Annotated in this window: 15 protein-coding genes; 10 read left to right on the top strand and 5 right to left on the bottom strand. The window is 64.2% G+C overall.

Going from position 1 to position 15,145, the window contains the following annotated elements:
• Positions 1-23: 23 nt before the first annotated feature.
• Entirely contained in the window at positions 24-1,283 is a 1,260-nt protein-coding gene (locus IVB12_RS33715) for an ABC transporter substrate-binding protein (RefSeq protein WP_247306215.1), read from the bottom strand.
• 170 nt (positions 1,284-1,453) lie between these two features.
• On the opposite strand from IVB12_RS33715, the gene IVB12_RS33720 reads away from it, so the two are divergent.
• The 3 genes from IVB12_RS33720 to IVB12_RS33730 are packed head-to-tail and all read left to right on the top strand — an operon-like array spanning position 1,454 to position 5,492.
• Positions 1,454-2,947, top strand: a complete 1,494-nt coding sequence (locus tag IVB12_RS33720) for an AMP-binding protein (RefSeq protein ID WP_247306218.1) — start codon at positions 1,454-1,456, stop codon at positions 2,945-2,947.
• Positions 2,944-3,585: a TetR/AcrR family transcriptional regulator gene (locus IVB12_RS33725; RefSeq protein ID WP_247306221.1), complete on the top strand. Its 642-nt coding sequence runs from the start codon at positions 2,944-2,946 to the stop codon at positions 3,583-3,585. The genes IVB12_RS33720 and IVB12_RS33725 overlap by 4 nt, the downstream gene beginning before the upstream one ends.
• Positions 3,582-5,492 (top strand): NAD(P)/FAD-dependent oxidoreductase, encoded by a 1,911-nt coding sequence (locus IVB12_RS33730; RefSeq protein WP_247306224.1) that lies wholly within the window; start codon positions 3,582-3,584, stop codon positions 5,490-5,492. The genes IVB12_RS33725 and IVB12_RS33730 overlap by 4 nt, the downstream gene beginning before the upstream one ends.
• 135 nt (positions 5,493-5,627) lie before the next feature.
• Here the strand turns inward: IVB12_RS33730 and ald are convergent, their stop codons facing one another.
• Complete coding sequence (gene ald, locus IVB12_RS33735) at positions 5,628-6,743, bottom strand: alanine dehydrogenase (RefSeq protein WP_247306284.1); 1,116 nt, start codon at positions 6,741-6,743, stop codon at positions 5,628-5,630.
• A 143-nt stretch (positions 6,744-6,886) separates the two neighbouring features.
• Here ald and IVB12_RS33740 point away from each other — a divergent pair, with 143 nt between their 5' ends.
• The 4 genes from IVB12_RS33740 (at position 6,887) to IVB12_RS33755 (ending at position 11,221) form a co-directional block, all read left to right on the top strand.
• On the top strand, positions 6,887-7,366 hold the full coding sequence (locus tag IVB12_RS33740) for an Lrp/AsnC family transcriptional regulator (protein ID WP_201759988.1): 480 nt from the start codon (positions 6,887-6,889) through the stop codon (positions 7,364-7,366).
• Between the two features lie 138 nt (positions 7,367-7,504).
• Positions 7,505-7,996: a (2Fe-2S)-binding protein gene (locus tag IVB12_RS33745; RefSeq protein ID WP_247306226.1), complete on the top strand. Its 492-nt coding sequence runs from the start codon at positions 7,505-7,507 to the stop codon at positions 7,994-7,996.
• On the top strand, positions 7,993-9,009 hold the full coding sequence (locus IVB12_RS33750; protein ID WP_247306228.1) for a xanthine dehydrogenase family protein subunit M: 1,017 nt from the start codon (positions 7,993-7,995) through the stop codon (positions 9,007-9,009). Before IVB12_RS33745 ends, IVB12_RS33750 begins: the two co-directional genes overlap by 4 nt.
• Positions 9,010-9,016: 7 nt before the next feature.
• Positions 9,017-11,221 carry a xanthine dehydrogenase family protein molybdopterin-binding subunit gene (locus IVB12_RS33755; protein WP_247306230.1) on the top strand — a complete coding sequence of 735 codons (2,205 nt, stop codon included), beginning with the start codon at positions 9,017-9,019 and terminating at the stop codon, positions 11,219-11,221.
• A 109-nt stretch (positions 11,222-11,330) separates the two neighbouring features.
• On the opposite strand, the gene IVB12_RS33760 is transcribed toward IVB12_RS33755, so the two are convergent.
• A complete protein-coding gene (locus tag IVB12_RS33760) occupies positions 11,331-11,543 on the bottom strand; it encodes a hypothetical protein (protein WP_247306233.1) in 213 nt (70 codons plus the stop codon).
• Positions 11,544-11,706: 163 nt separating this feature from the next.
• Positions 11,707-12,756 carry a hydroxyacid dehydrogenase gene (locus IVB12_RS33765; protein WP_247306236.1) on the bottom strand — a complete coding sequence of 350 codons (1,050 nt, stop codon included), beginning with the start codon at positions 12,754-12,756 and terminating at the stop codon, positions 11,707-11,709.
• Positions 12,757-12,996: 240 nt separating this feature from the next.
• Here IVB12_RS33765 and IVB12_RS33770 point away from each other — a divergent pair, with 240 nt between their 5' ends.
• From IVB12_RS33770 to IVB12_RS33780, 3 genes are all read left to right on the top strand, one after another.
• Complete coding sequence (locus IVB12_RS33770) at positions 12,997-13,563, top strand: thiamine pyrophosphate-binding protein (RefSeq protein WP_247306237.1); 567 nt, start codon at positions 12,997-12,999, stop codon at positions 13,561-13,563.
• A gap of 10 nt (positions 13,564-13,573) precedes the next feature.
• Complete coding sequence (locus IVB12_RS33775; RefSeq protein WP_247306240.1) at positions 13,574-14,182, top strand: thiamine pyrophosphate-dependent enzyme; 609 nt, start codon at positions 13,574-13,576, stop codon at positions 14,180-14,182.
• A 76-nt stretch (positions 14,183-14,258) separates the two neighbouring features.
• On the top strand, positions 14,259-14,636 hold the full coding sequence (locus tag IVB12_RS33780) for a VanZ family protein (RefSeq protein WP_247306243.1): 378 nt from the start codon (positions 14,259-14,261) through the stop codon (positions 14,634-14,636).
• 42 nt (positions 14,637-14,678) lie between these two features.
• Here IVB12_RS33780 and IVB12_RS33785 read toward each other — a convergent pair whose 3' ends face one another.
• Complete coding sequence (locus IVB12_RS33785; protein ID WP_247306245.1) at positions 14,679-15,062, bottom strand: DUF1236 domain-containing protein; 384 nt, start codon at positions 15,060-15,062, stop codon at positions 14,679-14,681.
• Positions 15,063-15,145: the final 83 nt, after the last annotated feature.

Raw genomic sequence — 15,145 nt, forward strand, 5'->3', positions numbered from 1 at the left:
GGTCCCCCCTCTCCGCCGCGGCGTTAGGTGTAGCCCTTGCTCTTCTTCCATTCGGCCTCTAACTCGAAGATGGTCTTCCAGTCGCCGGCCTTGACCTCCGGTACATACGGCTCCTGCGGGATGGTGGTGCCCCAGCCGATGGCGTAGCCGACCAGGGTGTGGTCGTCGCCGCGCATCGTCACGGTGCCGTCGGCGCCGAACGGACACTTGATGGTGAGGCCCTTCAGCACCTCCGCGATCTTCTTGCCGTCGGCGGAGTTCGCCTTTTTCGCGGCTTCACTGAGGAACATCACCGCGGTGGCGTTCTGCCACGACCAGTTGGTCGGATACTCGTTGTACTTGGCCTTGTAGGCATCCCCCCAGGCTGCGTTCTCCGGCGTGGCCGGGAACGTCTTGATGTAGCGATTACCGGAATGGATGCCCTTCGGCAGGTTCTTCACCACCGTGAGCGCTGTGTAGTCGGCCATGTTGACTGCGAACACCTCCATCTGGCTGAACATCGCGTAGATGTTGGCTTGGTCGATGTAGGAGGTGAGATCGCCGCCCCAGAGGCAGGAATACAGCGCCTGCGGCTTGGCCTGGAGGATCTTCGTCACCACTTCGGTGTAGTCGGGCTGGAACAGCTTTGGCCAGGACTCGCTGACGATTTCGACCTCGGGCGCAAAGCGCTTCAGATACAGTGTGAACTCTCCGGTGGTATCGCGGCCGTAGGCGTAGTCGGGCGAACACGTCGCCCACTTCTTCAGGCCCTTGGCTTTCGCGATCGAGGCGGCATAGCTGCCGCCGACGATGGAATCGTGGATGCCCTGGCGCACGCAGCGGAACGCATTCGGGATGTGCTGCTTGGGATCGGCCGTCAGCGAAGATGCTTCCGAGCAGGTGTGGACGCAGAGCACGCCGAGATCGCGCGCGACTTCATGCACCGCGAACGATCCGGAGGACGCCTCGCCGTCGAGCAGCAACTCGCAGCCGTCGGTGTTGACGAGTTCGCGCGCGACGCGCGCGGCTTCCTGCGGCTGGCCCTTGGAGTCGCGGATCACCATCTCGATCTGCCGGCCGGCGAGGCCGCCGGCGGCGTTGACCTTCTCGACCTCCAGCATCACCGCATTGCGCGAGGACGTGCCGAGCTGCGCGACACGGCCCGACAGGATCGTCGGCATGCCGATCTTGATGGTCTTGGCTTGCGCACGCGCCACCCAGGGCGCGGCAAACGTTATCGCGCCGGCGCCCATCAGCGCCAGCGTGGAACGGCGGCTGATGCCCGGCGTGCGGGTTCTCATCATTTTCCCTCCCTCTTTCGGGTCGGCGTGTCCTGATCCCTGCCGGAGATCGTCTCGTCTCCGTGATCCCAAGGATTTCAGAGGGGCGGGGGTGACGTCAAGCCAAAGATGAATTACGAGTCAGAATTCATCAAGGGAGGAAGTGAGGTCGGTAACCGGCCCAAACCCGGCAAATGATCAACCTTTCGAGCTTCATCGCCTTCCATGCCCGGCGCACGCCGGACCGGCCCGCGCTGAAATACCGCGGCGAGGAGATCGCTTACGCGATGTTCGACGTGCGCATCCGGCAGATCGCCGGCTGGCTCGCCGCGCAGGGCATCGGCGCCGGCGATGTCGTCGCCGTGCTGATGAAGAACAGCGCGGCATTCCTGGAGCTCGTCTTCACCACCAGCCATCTCGGCGCGGTGTTCCTGCCGATCAATTTTCGCCTGTCCCGCAACGAGGTCGACTACATCGCCAGCAATGCCGGCGCGCGCCTTCTGATCGTCGATGAGGAATTGGCTGCGAATGCAGCGGGCGCGAACATCGTCGTGCTGAACGAGGCCGCGCAGCAGAGCGTCACCCATCTCACAGGCAATGCTACAGCTGCGCCGATGCATGTGCGCCAGCCTTCCGACCTGTTGCGGCTGATGTACACATCTGGCACGACAGACCGCCCCAAGGGCGTGATGCTCACTTACGACAATTTCTACTGGAAGTCGGCCGACCAGACGATTGCGCTGGGCTTAAGCGCCGATACGCGTCTTCTCGTCATCGGTCCGCTCTATCACGTCGGCGCGCTCGACCTGCCAGGCATCGCAGTGCTCTGGCATGGCGGCTTCATTCGCATCGAGCGCAATTTCGAACCGGAGGCGGCGCTTGCTTCTATCGCAGAAGACAAGCTCAACGCTGCCTGGTTCGCGCCCGTCATGACCACCGCGATGCTCACCTGCCCCACCCGCGACCGCTACGACGTCTCCAGCCTGCAATGGGCAATCGGCGGCGGCGAGAAGACGCCGGAGGCACGCATCCGCGCCTTCTCCGAATATTTCCGCAATGCGCGCTACATCGACGCCTATGGACTCACCGAGACCGTCGGCGGCGACACCTTTATGGAGAAAGGTCGCGAGATCGAGAAGATCGGTTCGACCGGTCGCGCCATTGCCCATGTCGAGATCGAAATCTGCGACGAGAACGGCAACAAGCTGCCGCCGAACGTCAATGGCGAGATCTGCCTGCGCGGTCCGAAGATCACGCGCGGCTATTGGAGGGATCCGGAGAAGACGGCGTCGGCCTTCTTCGGCGGCTGGTTCCGCAGCGGCGACGTCGGCTATCTCGACGACGAAGGCTTCCTCTACCTGACCGACCGCAAGAAGGACATGATCATCTCCGGTGGCGAGAACATCGCCTCCTCCGAGGTCGAGCGCATCATCTACGATTTGCCCGAAGTGCGCGAAGTCGCCGTGATCGGCCTACGCGATGCGCGCTGGGGCGAGCGGCCGGTCGCGGTTGTCGTGCTGACTGAGGGCGCGAGCCTCGACCTCGCCGCCCTCACCGAGCATTGCCGCGCGCGGCTGGCGAGTTTCAAGGTGCCGAAGCAGCTGGTTATCCGCGGCAGCCTGCCGCGCAATCCGTCAGGCAAGATCCTCAAGCGCGTGCTGCGCGCCGAGCTGGAGACCCCCGAATGACGCAAGCGACTGCAAAGGTTACCAAGCTGAACCGCATCGAGCGCAACGCCTGGACCAAGCAGAAGATCTTTGAGGCTGCCACGAAAGTCGTAGGCAAGCATGGCTATGCCGAGGCCTCGGTCGCGCGCATCACCGAAGAAGCCGGTGTCGCGCAGGGTACCTTCTACAATCATTTCGAGAATCGCCAGGAACTGCTCGACCAGCTCCTACCAAAAATCGGCCTCGACATGGTCGAGTTCATCCGCGTGCGTACCGGCAATGCGCACGCGGCGCGGCAGGAGATCGAGCGCTTTGCCGCCTTCTTCGACTTCATCCGCGAGGTGCCTGAATTCTTGCGCATCCTCAACGAGGCCGAGTTCTTCGCGCCCATCGGTTACCAGAAGCACCTCGACAACATCTCGACCGCTTATGTGCGCATTTTGCGCCGCGCACGGCTTGCCGGCGCGATCGAAGATTACAGCGACGAGGAGTTCGAGGCCATCGTTCACATGCTGATGGGCGCGCGCGGCTATCTCAGCCGCCGCTACTCCTATTCGGGAGGCGGCGTCACCGCTGTACCCGATCACGTCTTCTCCGCCTATCGCAAGCTGATGACCCGCGGCCTCTTCAGGGCCTGCGGAGATCAGGACACGCCATGAACATCGAATCTCCGCACAAGCCGCTCGACCTCGCCTCCGCAATCGCCGAGGGCGATATCCGCTGCCTTCTGATGGTGCTGGTGCACATGACCGGCGACGAGAAGTGGCTCGAACCGCCCTATCTGCCCAAACGCGACATCCGCCTCATTCCCGATCCCGAGGCCGGCGTGCCCCGGGAGATCCAGGACGAGATCCGCACCGCCGTGGTCAGGCTCTTCGCCAATGGCACGCCAAAACCCGTGATCACCGATCCGGGCGAGGAGCTGCTGCTGAGGATGATGCGCGCTTGCCTCGGCGAGAATGTCGCGCCGGAATATGCACCTTTGATGCGCGAGGAGATGGGTTTTGTGCCGCGCGAGGCGTGCTGGACGAGGCGCCCCTCCGACGAAAAGCTTGCCGAGCAGCACGTGCTGATCGTCGGCGCCGGCGTCTGCGCCATCGCGCTCGGCGTGGCACTCAGCCATCTCGGCATCCCCTACACCATCGTCGAGAAGAATGCCGAGCTCGGCGGCACCTGGTGGATCAACCGCTATCCCGGCTGCGGCGTCGACACGCCGAACCACTCCTATTCCTACTCTTTCGGCTCTCGCAACGCATGGACGCGCTATTTCTGCCAGCGTGAGGAGCTACTCGGCTATCTGCAGAAGGTCGCGGACGAATACGGCATTCGCAAGCATTTGCGCGTCAACACCGAGCTGACATCATCACGCTGGGATGAAGAAAGGCAACGCTGGATTTCGACGCTCAAGACCGAGAACGGAGTGGAGACTTTCGAATCCACCGCGCTGGTCTCGGCCATCGGCCAGCTCAACGATCCCTCGCGCGCCCGCTTCAAAGGCGAAGTAGAATTCAAGGGCACGATCCTGCACTCGGCACTATGGTCCGGCGACATCAACATCGACGGCAAGCATGTCGCCGTGATCGGCACCGGCGCGACCTCGATGCAGCTGGTTCCGTCGATCGCCAGCCGTGTGGCCTCAGTCACCGTCTACCAGCGCAGCGCGCAATGGGCGCGGCCGGTGAAGGGCTATGCCGATCCGATCAGTGACGGCGCGCGCTGGCTGCTGGCGCACCTGCCGTTCTATGTGCAGTGGTATCGCTTCAACATGTTTTGGCGCTATGGCGATGGCCTCTTGCCCTTCCTGCGCAAGGACCCGGCCTGGCCGCATCCCGAACGCGCCGTCAACAAGGGCAACGACCGGCACCGCCAGGAGCTGACCGACTTCATCCTGTCCGAGCTGAAAGATCGACCCGACCTGATCGAAAAATGCGTGCCGACCTATCCGCCTTACGGCAAGCGCATTCTGCTCGATAACAACTGGTTCAAGACTTTGACGCGGGACAATGTCGAACTCGTCACCGACGCAATCGACCATTTCGACCGGGACGGCATCGTCACCGCCGACGGCACACACCGCCACGCCGACATCATCGTGGTCGCGACCGGCTTCAAGGTCACGGAGATGGCGGCGCGCCTCAACATCAGCGGCCGCGACGGCAAAGATTTGCGCGACGCCTGGGCCAACGACAATCCGACGGCATTTCTCGGCCTCACCGTGCCGGGCTTCCCGAATTTCTTCTGCATGCTCGGTCCCAATTCCGGTCCTGCCCACGGCGGCAGCGTCATCTTCCAGTCGGAGTGCCAGAGCCGCTACATCTCCGCCTGCCTCGCCGACATGATCGAGCGAGATATCGCGGCCATCGAGGTTCGCCAGGACGTGCTCGATGACTATCTCCGCAAGGTCGATGCCGAGCACGAGGCCATGATCTGGACCCATCCCGGCATGAGCACCTATTACCGCAATGCAAGCGGCCGCGTATTCTCCGCGATGCCGTGGCGGTTCGTAGACTACTGGCGCATGACCCACGATCCGGATCTGAGGCAATACAAGCTGACGAAAGCGTGACTCTTCTGCGGAGGCAGATTAGGCGTCAGCGCAACCACTTCCCACGTCGTCATTGCGCGCGTAGCGAAGCAAATCCAGAATCGTTCCTCGGAGACACTCTGGCTTGCTTCGCTGCGCTCGCAATCAGAAAACCACTCAGGCCGCCAGCCCAGACTCCACCGGAGCGAATTCCAGCCCCAGACTCTCCGCCACCGCTTTGTTCGTAATCCGGCCGCGATGCACGTTGAGCCCGTTGCGCAAGTGCGGATTTTCCAACACCGCGGCAAAGCCCTTGTTCGCGAGCATCAGGCCGAACGGCAGCGTCGCGTTGTTCAGCGCCTGGCTCGATGTCACCGGCACTGCGCCCGGCATGTTGGCGACGCAATAATGCACCACGCCGTCGACCTCATAGGTCGGCTCCGCGTGGGTGGTCGGATGCGAGGTCTCGAAACAGCCGCCCTGGTCGATCGCGACGTCGACCAGCACCGCGCCCGGCCGCATCGATGTCAGCATCGCGCGCGTGACGAGCTTCGGCGCGCTGGCACCCGGCACGAGCACCGCGCCGATCACGACGTCGGCAGCGAACAACTCCTCCTCGACCGACTCGATCGTCGAGAAGCGGGTGCGCACGCGTCCGGTAAAGAGATCGTCCAGTTGGCGCAGACGAGGAATCGAGCGATCGATCACCGTGACTTCCGCACCGAGCCCTGCGGCCATCCGTGCCGCCTGCGTTCCCACCACGCCGCCGCCGAGCACGACCACCCGCGCCGGCTGCACGCCGGGAACACCGCCGAGCAGCAGCCCGCGGCCGCCGGCCGACCGCTTGAGCGCGGCGCCGGCGGCCTCGATGGCGAGGCGGCCGGCGACTTCGCTCATCGGCGCGAGCAGCGGGAGGTGACCGCTCGCGTCCGTGACGGTCTCATAGGCGATCGCGGTGCAGCCCGAGGCAAGCAGGCCCTTGGCCTGCTCCGGGTCGGGTGCAAGATGGAGATAGGTAAACAGGACCTGGCCTTCGCGGAGCTGGGCCCATTCGCTTTTCTGCGGCTCCTTCACCTTCACGATCATGTCGGACTTGGCGAAGACGTCACGGGCGCTTTCGGCGATCGTGGCGCCTGCCCGCCGATACACGTCGTCTGAGGCGCCGATGCCGCTGCCGGCGCCGGTCTCGACCGTCACCCGGTGGCCGGCCGCGACATATTCACGAACCGCGCCCGGAGTGAGCCCGACGCGATATTCCTGCACCTTGATCTCCTTGGGCACACCGACGCGCATCTTCAGCTCCTTCCCCAACGCCTTGATTCTGCTCATCATCGTAGCGATGGCGGCGGTTTGGTTTCGTGCAAATATCCGCTAGGTTCACGCCTAGCGCGCCGGTTTCCGGCGCGGAAATGCCCTTTCACGCTGGAAACGAAACCTTGGCCCTCGACCGGAAAGACCTCGCCATCCTCGCCGAACTCACGACCAATGCGCGGGCCAGCCACACCGAACTTGCCAACAAGGTCGGACTATCGAGCACTGCGCTGGCACGGCGGCAGAAGGCCCTGGAAGACGAGGGCTACATCCAGGCCTACCAAGCCGCGCTCGATCTTGCGCAGTTCGGCCTCACGACAACGGTGCTGGTCCGGATCGCGCTGGAGAGCCAGAGCGACGATGCGCTCAAGGCATTCGAGGCGGAGGTGGTGAAGTGCCCGTCCGTCGTGCGCTGCTTCCTGATGTCGGGCACCGACGACTACATCCTGATCGTTCTCGCCCGCGACATCCAGGATTTCGAACGCATCCACCGTACCGAGCTGTCGCGCCTGCCGCGCGTCGCCCGGGTGCAATCGAGCTTCGCGCTGCGCGAGATCGTCAATCGCGCCGTACCGACTGTGGTGTTCGGCGAGGCGAAGCGCTGATCTCGTCCGGGCGACGGGGTAGCCGGCCGGGAACCAAGCACCCCGTCATCCGTTGGGCGCTATTGGCCAGCGGCGGCAATGCATCCTCGACTCGGCATCCAAACTTGCTCAGCTCGGCCTCTCCGCAGGGAACAGAACATGGCCGATATCACGGATCAGATCCCCGAACGCATTCCGATCAGCCTTGTCGTCAATGGCGTCAGGCGCACACTCGAGGTCGTGCCGTGGACCACGCTTCTGGATGCCCTGCGTGACCGTCTGGAATTGACCGGCACCAAAAAAGGCTGCGATCACGGCCAATGCGGCGCCTGCACCGTCTTAATTGAGGGAAGACGGGTCAATTCGTGCCTGACGCTCGCCGTCATGAAGGATGGCGCCGAAATCACGACGATCGAAGGCCTTGCCAAGGACGGCGCCCTGCATCCTCTGCAACAAGCCTTCATCGATCACGACGCATTCCAATGTGGCTATTGCACGCCGGGACAGATTTGCTCGGCGGCCGGCCTCCTGGCCGAAGGCCACGCCAGGGACGCCGACGAGATCCGGGAATTGATGAGCGGAAATCTCTGCCGCTGCGGCGCCTACCCCAACATCGTGGCTGCGATCGAGCAGGCAATGAGCCGATCATGAACAACTTCCAGTATTCCCGCGCAAGCGATGTCGCCGACGCCATTCGCCTGCTGGCCGCCGATCCGAACGCGAAGGTGATTGCCGGCGGCACCAATCTTATCGACCTGATGAAGGAGAATGTCGAACGGCCATCCCGGTTGATCGACATTTCCCGCCTGCCGCTCCGCGACATCGAGGAGACTGCCGACGGCGGCCTGCGCATCGGCGCCTTGGTGCCCAATTCGGATCTCGCCTACCATCCGCTGATCGAGCAGCGCTATCCCCTGCTCGCCAGCGCCATCCTGGCCGGTGCCTCCGCGCAACTGCGCAACATGGCCTCGGTCGGCGGCAATCTGATGCAGCGAACGCGCTGCGCCTACTTCTATGACACGACCACGCCTTGCAACAAGCGAAGCCCGGGCACCGGCTGCTCGGCACTCGATGGCCTCAACCGCAACCACGCAATCCTCGGCACCAGCCCGTCCTGCATCGCGACCAATCCATCCGACATGAGTGTGGCGCTGGCCGCGCTCGGCGCGCTCGTGCATATCGCAGGCTCGACCGGTGAGCGCACAATCGCCCTGACCGATTTCCATCGGCTTCCGAACGACAAGGCTCACGTCGACACAAATCTCGGCAGCGGCGAGATCATCACCGCAATCGAGCTGCCGCCGCGCGGCTTTGCCAGGAACTACAGCTATCTGAAGATCCGCGACCGGCTGTCCTACGCCTTTGCCCTGGTCTCGGTCGCGGCCGCGCTTGAACTGGAGGGCAACGCAATCATCGAATCGCGCCTGGCGCTCGGCGGCGTAGCCCACAAGCCCTGGCGAAGCCTCGAAGCCGAGGCGGCGTTGCGCGGCCAGGCGGCAACGCCGGATCATTTTGGACGCGCCGCCGATCTGCTGCTGCAGGGAGCAACCGCTCGTTCGCATAACGGATTCAAGATCGAGCTCGCCCGCCGAGCCGTCGTTCGCACGCTTATGCAGGCGACAAGCGCCACGCCGCAATCACAAGCTCACAAGAAGATCGCATGAGGGCCCGATGAACGCTTATGTCGGAACACCAACGTCGCGTGTCGACGGCCGGGCCAAGGTCACTGGCGCCGCCAAATATGCCGGCGAGTTCGCAGCAGACCGTCTCCTCCATGGCTTCGTCGTCGAGGCCACCATTCCGCGGGGACGCATCGTTCGCCTCGACAGCAGCGACGCACTGAAGGTGAAGGGCGTGGTCGACGTGCTCACCCACACGCATCGCCCGCCACTCGCCGACAAGGACGAGGCCTGGAAGGACGAGGTGGCGCCGGAGAAAGGCTCGCCGTTCCGCCCACTCTATGACGACAGGATCAGATTCAACGGCCAGCCGATCGCGCTGGTCGTGGCGGAGGACTGGGAAACCGCCAAATTCGCCGCAACTCGCATTCGCGTTGAATACGAGCAGGAGGCGTTTGCGACCGATCTCGAATCCGAACGCGGCACGGCTGCCAAAGTGGATCAGCCACACAAGCCGCGCGGCGACGCCGCAGCAGCGCTGACGCGGGCGGCCGTCCGTCACGAAGCGGACTATGTCATTCCGAGCGAGCATCACAACCCGATGGAGCTCTACGCCACAACGGCCGTCTGGGAGGGCAACGGCGGGCTTACAGTCTATGACAAGACCCAAGGCGTCCAGAACGTCCAGAAGTTTCTCTGCGGTGTCTTCAGAAAGAAGCCGGAAGACATCCGCGTGATCTCGCCCTATGTCGGCGGAGCGTTCGGCTCGGGCCTGCGGCCGCAGCACCAGGTGGTCCTGGCAACACTTGGTGCGCTCGCGCTGAAACGATCGGTCCGTGTCGTCCTGACACGACAGCAGATGTACAGCCTGGGCTATCGTCCCATGACCATCGAGCACGTTGCGCTCGGCGCAAAGCCCGACGGCACACTCGATGCCGTTACCCACGAAGCCATCGCCGTCACCTCGCGGTTTGAGGATTTCTCGCGCAACGATACCGGCTGGGGGGAGCAGCTCTACAAGACTCCCAACAGCCGCCTCTCCCACAAGCTGGTCCACCTCGACCTCGCCACGCCCTGCGACATGCGCGCGCCGGGCGCAGCAACGGGCGTCTGCGCGCTCGAATGCGCCATGGACGAATTGGCCGTCGCGCTCAAGTTCGACCCGATCGAGCTGCGGCTGAAGTGCTACTCGGATCGCGACCAGAGCGGGGACCTCCCCTACACCAGCAAGCAGCTGCGCGAATGCTACGCCAGGGGCGCGGAAGCCTTCGGCTGGGCCCGGCGCAATCCCGCGCCGCGCTCCATGCGCGACGGCAAGGACCTGGTCGGCTGGGGCATGGCGACAGGCGTCTGGGAGGCGCTGCAGATGCCGGTCGCCGTTCGCATCGTCCTGACATCGAACGGCCACGCGGAGGTCTCCTGCGCCGCGTCCGACATCGGCACCGGCACCTACACCATTATGGCGCAGGTGGCGGCCGATGCTCTCGGGCTGCCGATCGAGAACATCAGCGTCAGGCTCGCCGATTCGACCTTGCCGCAAGCCCCCGTCGAGGGCGGCTCCTGGATGGCGGCGTCCAGTGCGCACGCCGTGTTGGGAGCGGCCGAAGACATTCGCCAGGAGCTCGCCCGGCTCGCCAAGGCGATGCCCGGCTCGCCGCTCGCCGACGTCGATGCCGCCACCGTCACCTTGGTCGACGGCATGATCGCCAGCAACGGCAGGAACGGCCCCGCCCTTTCGATTGCGGATGTCATGCGCCACAGCAAGCTCGAGCGGATCGAAAAGGAGAAGCTCAACCAGTTCGCGGAGGACAAGTCGCATGCCCCCAATACGCATTCCGCCGTCTTCGCCGAGGTGAAGGTCGACGAGGAGCTCGGCGTCATCCGCGTCACGCGGGTCGTGAGCGCGGTCGCGGCCGGGCGCATCCTGAACACCAAGACCGGCCGCAGCCAGATCATGGGCGGCGTGGTCTGGGGAATCGGGATGGCGCTGCATGAGGAGACGGTGATGGATCACCGCTTCGGTCGCATCATGAACGCGAACATCGCCGAGTACCACATTCCCGTGAATGCCGACATTCACGATATCGACGTCATTTTCGTCGACGAGCCCGACGACCGGATCAACAAGCTTGGTGTCAAGGGTCTCGGCGAAATCGGCATCGTCGGCGTGCCTGCGGCGATTGCGAACGCCGTCTATCATGCCACCGGCAAGCGCATTCGGCGCTTCCCGATCACGCTGGACAAGCTACTGGACTGAGCGCCTCGCCGCACCTGTGTTCGAGGCGAACGAGACCTGCTTCAACACGTTGTCGCTCGGCGCACGAGCGACGGCGCCGCCGCCCGTCACGGCTGCCTCCCGGTGGGCTTCACGACGGAAGATCGGCCGGTCGGATCTGGATGCGATCGGCGTGCAGCGACCAGTGGTGCAAGGCTTGATCCTTGCAAAACTTCGCCTTGGCCCGCTCTCTGGCTTCGTCCTCATCGGAGGCGTCGATCTCGAGCGTGCCCTGGCACACCTCGATCTGCCGGCCATACTGGCCAAGCACGTCCTTCATGAACCTGACGACATAAGTTGACATGGGACCTCCTGCCTGCCCCGGCGGCACTCTAATCCCATTTGGGCGGGATGCGGGAGAGAGATTTTGACGCGGATGAAGGTTGGGCCGCGGTTTCTTCGCTCCGTCATTTCCGGGGCGGCTCGAAAGGCCGAACCCGGAAATGACGAGAAAAAGGGCAGCTGTCCTATCCCGGCGTCACGCCGAACGCCTGCTTGAAGCGCTCGGCATAATGCGGCCAGACCTCCGGATTGATGATGCGCGGTGGACGTTTCCCGTCGAGCGTCTCCAGCACCTGCTCGGCAGCGATGCGGCCCATGTTCTGGCGCGCCTCGATCGTAACGCCCGCGGTATGGGGGCTTGCCAGCACGTTGTCGAGCTGGAGCAGCGGATGCTCCGGCGGCGGCGGTTCCTTGGACCAGACATCGAGGCCCGCGCCGGCGATGCGCTTGTCGCGCAACGCCTGGAGCAGCGCGTCCTCGTCGTGGATGAAGCCGCGCGCCGTGGTGATGAAATAGGCATGCGGCTGCATCAGGGCGAATTCGCGCACGCTGATCATGTTGCGGCTGCCCTTGTTGAGCGGACATGAGATCGAGACGAAATCGGCGCGGCGCAGGAGCTCGTCGAGCTCGACCTTCTCCCCGCCCCGCTCAGCCATCACCTCGGCCGACAGATACGGGTCATAGGCCAGCACCTTCATGCCAAGCAGGCCCTTGCACAGCGCGGCGATGCGGCGGCCGACATTGCCGAGCCCGATGATGCCGACGCTCTTGCCCTCGACCTCGTTGCCGACGAGCTCGTTGCGGTTGACGTCGCGCTCGCGGCGCAGCCGGCGGTCCGACTGGATGATGCGCTTGGACAGCGTCAACATCATCGCCAGCGCATGCTCGGCGACCGAATGGGCATTGCCGCCGGACTGGTTGACGACCACGACGCCGGCGGCCGTACAGGCCTCGACGTCGACCGGATCGAAGCCGGCGCCGTTGCTGGAGACGAGCAGCAAATTCGGCGCGCGCTTCAGGAAAGCCGCATCGACATGGAAATGCGGGGCGAGCTCGTCGCGGGCAGCGCCGACCTGGTAGACATGGGCAGCGCCGAGGAGCGGCGCATAGACGTCTTCGGGGCTCCCGTTCTCGATGCGATCGAGCCGGACGTCAGGCCGCGCCTTGAGGATGTCGATATAGATCGGATTGGCCAAGTAATTGGAATAGACGACACGCTTGCTGTTGACCGACATCAGGACCCTTCCGGCTCTCCAGGGATCAGCAAGGCCAGCGCAGCGCGCGCCTCTCCGTGCTTCCTCCCATATTTCGTTGTCCACATATGACATGGCGGTGCCAGCCACGGCAGGCCGTCTGGCGCAGATCACGGTGCCGGCCTGAACATGTTGACAATCCGGCCCGCTGCGTCAAGTTCAGCAGGGTGCCGCGACGGCCGAAGACCAATAAGCATGCGACGCGGCTCAAGGGAGAACGCAATGGCGATTGCGGAGCAGCAGACCTCGCCGCAGGCGACGCAGGCGGCCGGTGAAAGGAGCTGGCACGGCATCATCCTGCAAACCCTGAAGCGGAACGAGATCAGCCTCGTCCCTTACGTGCCGGATCGCGTGCTGACGCCGCTGATCAGGAACCTGCACGCCGATCCTTTCTTCACCACCTTTGCCACCGCCCGCGAGGAGGAAGCGGTCGGCATTGTCTCGGGCGCCTGGATGGCCGGCCGCCGCGGCGCGGTGCTAATGCAGACCTCGGGTTTTGCGACGCTCGCCAACGTGCTGGCCTCGCTCGCAGTGCCTTACCAAATCCCGCTGATCATGTTCGTGTCCGAGCGTGGCACGCTCGGCGAGTTCAATTACGGCCAGTCGCTGGTCTGCCGCACCATGCGTCCCGTGCTGGATTCGCTGGCGCTAGAGCATCACACCATCACTCGGCTCGATGAGCTCGAATTCATCACGGACCGCTCGATCAAGCAGGCCGTCACCACGCAGGCGCCGGTGGCGCTAATCCTCAACCCGCTGCTCACCGGCGGCAAGGTGTTTGACAAGTGAGGCCGGCCAAATGAGCTCAAATCTGAATGCGCGCAACACCAAGGTGATGAACCGTTTCGACGTGACCTCGCGCCTGATCGCGAAGCTCAAGCACGAAGAGGCCGTGATCGCCGGCATCGGCAACACCAATTTCGATCTCTGGGCTGCCGGCCACCGCCCGCAGAACTTCTACATGCTGGGCAGCATGGGCCTCGCCTTCCCCATCGCGCTCGGCGTGGCGCTGGCGCAGCCCGACCGCCGCGTCTTCGCGCTTGAAGGCGACGGCTCGCTGCTGATGCAACTCGGCGCGCTCTCAACGATTGCGGCCCTGAAGCCGAAGAACCTTACGATGATCGTGATGGACAATGGCATCTACCAGATTACCGGCGCGCAACCGACACCGGCCGCGCACGTCGCCGACATCGTCGCCATCGCCATCGGCTCCGGCCTCGCCAACAGCGCCTGGGCTGCGGACGAGGAGGATTTCCAGCGGCTGGTCGAGGGCGCGATGGCCGCTGCCGAGCCGAGCCTGATCGCCGTCCGGATCGACGACAAGCCGGGCGTCGGCACCACTCGCCGCGACCCCGTGCAGATCCGGGAACGATTCATGCATGGCCTCGGCGTGCGCGAACCACTTTAAGGTTTCGTCATTAACTACACGTCGATCTGATGGCGGGACTATACGGCCCGTTGCAAATCTGTGCTAAGCGAGGCGCATGTCCATTTTGGTTCGTTCCTTTGCCTGGCTGCTGGCAGCCGCCGTCACATTCGCAACTCTCGGTCCACCGGGCCTGCGGCCCCATTCCGACTTCGGCCAGGACGGCGAACATGCGCTCGCCTTTGTCTTGGTGGGATTGGCCTTTGGCATCGCCTATCGGCAGCGGCGGCTGCTGACCGCAACGGCCGCGATCGTGCTGATCGGCGTGCTCGAACTGATGCAATTTTGGGCACCCGGCCGCCATGCGCGGCTGGAGGATTTTCTGGTGGACGCGCTCACGGCCTGCCTCGGCTTTGCGCTCGCGGCCGCCGCCGATTGGGCCATGGCCCGGCTTCGCACCAATTCGGTCCTGACGAGCGAAGGCCCCGCGGAGTGACGCTCCGCAGGGCCCGGTTTGTCAGCGGCTAGGTTGCACAGATCAGTCGATGATCTTGACGACCCGGCGCGTGCGCGGCTCGACGATCACGCGGCGGTCGTTCACGACCGCGTAGCGATACTCCGTGTAGTTCGGCACCGGACGCAGCACCACGGTCGGCGGCAACGGCTCGCCAACCACGACGCGCTCGCGGACCACCACTGACTCATCCCGCGGAAGTCCGCCTAGAATCGCATTCGGAATCTCCAAACCGGCGCCAACGGCCGCACCGACAGTGCCGCCGACCATCGCGCCGACCGGGCCGCCGATGTCGCCGCCCGCGCGCGCGCCGTCCGCAGCGCCCTGGGCGGTCGTCGACTGAGCAAAGGCTGCACTCGACGCCAGCAGCGAGGCGGCAGCCAACGAAATCGCAAGACGGGTTTTCATGTCCTTATGTCTCCAGTGATTGTCATGCGCCTTCAACCGCGGGGCCGGAGCATTGTTCCGGTTCCGCGGCGGCGAAAGACGCT

The sequence above is a fragment of the Bradyrhizobium sp. 179 genome (assembly GCF_023073535.1).
Taxonomy (GTDB): domain Bacteria; phylum Pseudomonadota; class Alphaproteobacteria; order Rhizobiales; family Xanthobacteraceae; genus Bradyrhizobium.